Source organism: Acinetobacter sp. YH12200, assembly GCF_013418175.1.
Taxonomy (GTDB): Bacteria; Pseudomonadota; Gammaproteobacteria; order Pseudomonadales; family Moraxellaceae; genus Acinetobacter; species Acinetobacter pseudolwoffii.
The window spans coordinates 1-3254 of the sequence record NZ_VPCO01000056.1 but is presented as its reverse complement, the minus strand read 5'-3'; the positions used below and the strand labels follow the sequence as shown (position 1 = coordinate 3254).

The 3254-nt window shown below is 52.9% G+C and carries 2 protein-coding genes and 2 pseudogenes; all 4 read right to left on the bottom strand.

Going from position 1 to position 3254, the window contains the following annotated elements; translation table 11 throughout:
* Positions 1-1104 (bottom strand): IS3 family transposase gene (locus FTU90_RS15755; RefSeq protein ID WP_257222461.1). Its coding sequence is split into 2 segments (ribosomal slippage), with 1105 coding nucleotides annotated over them: positions 1-843 and positions 843-1104; the frame shifts between segments, so codons are not numbered across the junction. This gene is flagged as partial in the annotation.
* A 171-nt stretch (positions 1105-1275) separates the two neighbouring features.
* Positions 1276-2262, bottom strand: a pseudogene (locus FTU90_RS15750) (type IV secretory system conjugative DNA transfer family protein); the annotation flags it as partial.
* A 131-nt stretch (positions 2263-2393) separates the two neighbouring features.
* Entirely contained in the window at positions 2394-3074 is a 681-nt protein-coding gene (locus tag FTU90_RS15745; protein WP_109354582.1) for a LysR family substrate-binding domain-containing protein, read from the bottom strand.
* 3 nt (positions 3075-3077) lie between these two features.
* A pseudogene (locus FTU90_RS16270) lies at positions 3078-3254 on the bottom strand (LysR family transcriptional regulator); the annotation flags it as partial.

Genomic DNA, 3254 nt, shown 5'->3' with positions numbered 1-3254 from the left:
GGTCATAGTAAAACTCATCTGGAGTCATTTTGTCCAGACTCGAATGAGGTCGTTTCAAATTATAAAATTCAAAATATGCGTTTAATTGCTTCTTCGCATCCAAAACATTGCTGTAGGCTTTGAGATACACCTCTTCATATTTAACGCTCCGCCATAATCGTTCAACCATCACATTATCAACCCATCGACCTTTACCATCCATACTGATTTGAATGCCATTTGATTTCAATACATCAATAAATGCATCACTGGTAAACTGACTGCCTTGGTCTGTATTAAAGACTTCAGGTCGGCCATATTTTTCAATAGCTTCATTTAATGTTTCTATGCAAAATGTAACCTCCATACTAATCGATACTCTATGCGCAAGTACCTTGCGGCTATGCCAATCAATCACAGCACATAAATAAACAAAGCCTTTTGCCATAGGGATATACGTTATATCCGTAGACCACACTTGATTACTGCGCTGAATAGCCAATCCTTTGAGCAGATATGGATATTTACGGTGAGCTTGATTGGCCTGACTTAGATTTGGTTTACGATATAACGCATTAATGCCCATTTTCTTCATTAAAGTACGTGTATGACGTCGTCCTATATGATGTCCTTGACGATTCAATAAATCACGCATCATACGGCTACCTGCAAAAGGGTATTGCATATGTAACTCATCCATACAGCGCATCAGCTTCAGATCTGATTCACTCACAGGTTTTGGGCGATAGTAATAACAACCACGGGAGACTTTCAGCAGCTTAGCTTGCTTAGATACTGAAATCTGAAGTGAGTCATCGATTAACTTTTGTGGTTGAAGCGACCCAGTTTCTTCAACACACCTTCTAAAAAATCAATTTCTAATGCCTGCTCACCGATTTTTGCATGTAGTTTTTTTAGATCGATGGGTGGTTCTGTTGGAGCTTTTGATTGATCGAAAGCTTGCGAGGAAGCTGAAATCAGTTGATTTTTCCAGTCAATAATTTGGTTTTGATGAACATCAAATTCAGCACTCAATTCAGCAAGTGTTTTTTCTGCTTTAATCGCAGCAAGTGCTACCTTAGCTTTAAAGTCATTTGAATGATTTCTTCTTGGTCTACGTGTCATAAAATACTCCATATATTGATGTTTATAACATCATTTGGGGAGCAAAATATCACTTATAAGTGTTGTTCAAATTTCCTGATCCACCTCTGTGGCTCAACCTGCGAAAAGAAACGAGTTGCTACGTAAGTCCGAGAACATGCTTTCCATGGTCTCTGAGCTCGCCTTTGGGACCGACATATCGGTGGAGAGCACCCCGCTTCGTTCGTTCTCGCTCTTGTTCAACAGCTCGCGCGCCGACGACGCGATGACGGGATGAACGCCAGCCTCGCCGAGATGCGGCGTGTCCATCATGGCGCGCAAGGTCGCCTCGACCGGGCGGCGGGGATCGGACAGGAAATTGGCGACGCCCGCCAGCGTCTTGTCCTTCTCCGCATAGAGAACATGCAGGATCGCGCCGACCAGCAGGCTATGGCTGGTCTTTTCCCAATGATTACGCTTGTCGAGGCTGCCTTCGGGATCGACCAGAATATCCGCGATGTTCTGCACGTCGCGGACTTCCCACTCCCCCTGCCGCACCTCCAGCAACGGATTGTAGGCCGACGATCTGGCGTTCGTGGGATCGAACAGCAGGACGCGGCCGTGCTTCGCGCGAAAGCCGGCCGTCAGCGTCCAGTTCTCGCCCTTGATGTCGTGGACGATGCAGCTTCCCGGCCATGTCAGCAGCGTCGGCACCACCAGCCCGACGCCCTTACCGCTGCGGGTCGGCGCGAAGCATAAGACATGCTCGGGACCGTCATGGCGCAGATAGTCTTGCGTATGCCGGCCGAGCACTACGCCATCGGGGCCGAGCAATCCGGCCGCACGGATTTCCTTGTCTTCCGCCCATCGCGCCGATCCGTAGGTGGCGATGTTGCGGGCTTCCCGCGCTCGAATGATCGACATGAGGATGGCGGCGGCGATGGCGATGAAGCCGCCCGATACCGCGATGATGCCGCCCTCGACGAAGATAGCGGGCGCGTAGGCGTCGAAGGAAAACCACCACCAGAAGAAGGCCGGCGGATAATAGACCGGCAGGCCCGCCAGATCGAACCATGGCGCTCCAAGCTGGGGCTGGAAGCCGAGGCGAAAGGCAACCCATTGCGTCGCCGCCCACGTCATCACCAGAACGATGGTGATGACTACGGCGATCTGACCCCAAAGGATTCGGCCTCCGCGCAATGCAGGCTCCAGTCGGCAAAAGAGACGGAGCCGATCAGAGAGTAGGCAAAATCGGGACGGGCAACAGGAAAGAGGATGCCGGAGGGCTGCCGGATACTATCGGCGGCAAATAGGATGGATCGCCTGTGCCGTTATCGTGCCGGTCGAGTGCCATCCAGGAAACGATTGGGCGAATCGCCGTCACGCTTCATTTTGCCTGCGAGGTTGAGTAGATTTTTCAGTGCGGAGTTGCGATTGAACGGCGACCAGACGGCTGTAAAGGCAACCGGCTCCGGTTCATCGAGGAAGGGCAGGAAGACGATGCCGGTCGTCGGCAACAATGACGTTGCCTCGCCGACGATAGTGATGCCGAAGCCTTGTCCGACCATAGATAGCAGCGTGTCGCGCCCCACATCAAAGCGCCGGATCGACGGTGCGGGCCAACGCCCGGCAAGGCGCAGCACGATATGGTCATGGACCTGCGGGCCGGTGCCACCATAGCGAACAATGAAAGTCTCGCCGACCAGATCGGACCAAGTGATTGCGGACTGCCCGGCGAGGCGATGCCCATCCGATAGCACGGCCACCAGCGGTTCGGTCCAGATCGGTCGGGTATGGCAGTCGGGCATCTCGGGCTTGCCCGCGACGAACACCACGTCGAGCTGGTCAGCACGAAGCTGCATCACCGCATCGCGGGCTGTGCCTTCGGTGATCTCAACCTCAATGCCCGTATGTTCTTCCCGATAATGACGGATCAGCTCCGTGAGAAAGCTGCGTGGGATTAAGGCATGGATGCCGATGCGAAGCCGGCCGTATTCTCCTTGAGCTGTCATGCCTGCGGTCTTCACTGCGTGATCGAGTTGATCGACACCCGCCGTGACACGCTCCATGAAGTGCCTGCCTGCGTCTGTTAGCCGAACGCCCCGCGCATGGCGCTCAAATAGCAGGACACCAAGGTTATCCTCCAGCGCTTTCACACGCGCGCTGACGCTCGACTGGCTGATACCAAGTGC